The 589-nt window shown below is 59.1% G+C and carries 1 pseudogene; it reads left to right on the forward strand.

Annotation, left to right across the window (positions count from 1 at the left end):
* Window positions 1-171: 171 nt before the first annotated feature.
* A pseudogene (locus AWV70_RS23485) lies at window positions 172-589 on the forward strand (hypothetical protein); the annotation flags it as partial.

Consider the following 589-nt stretch of genomic DNA (forward strand, 5'->3'; position numbering starts at 1 on the left):
CTTCGACATCGGTGTCGTAGCAAATCGCCAGTGCGCGGCGCAGCGGGATATGCTCTTCCAGCAGCACAGGCATGAGAGGCCCTAGTTCGGGCCTGGGTGCAATCGCCGCTAGTTTTGGACCACCCTTCATGGCGGTGAAGTCGATCCAAAAGCATGCGGCTTGTCAACCGCTTGACTGACAACGCCTATTCAGAAGAGGGCCTCACCGCACTTTTTGTAATCCATTCAACTGCGCTGAGCACTCAAATGTCATACTGGTCCCGACACCGCGACTTTCTTGCCTTGCCCGAAGATCTTATTGCCTTCGCTTGGTCTGCACCCATGCGCGACCTCGCGGAAAAGTTTGGCACCAGCGACGTCGCCCTGCGCAAGCTGCTGAAGAAGTACGGCGTGGTCACGCCTCCACAGGGACACTGGAATCGCGTCCATGCTGGTCGCACGGTTCCCGGACCGCCAAAGCCGCAACCGCGACGCCCTGGTGAGACCGGACGGCTGTGGATCGACCATCGCTTCGAGCAGTTTGTCGCCAAGGCAAGTCCGATGCCTTCGTCTGGTCCATTCGCCAGCAAGGAGGTGCCTGAAGACTTGG

The organism is Sporosarcina koreensis (assembly GCF_001531445.1).
Classification (GTDB): domain Bacteria; phylum Bacillota; class Bacilli; order Bacillales_A; family Planococcaceae; genus Sporosarcina; species Sporosarcina koreensis_C.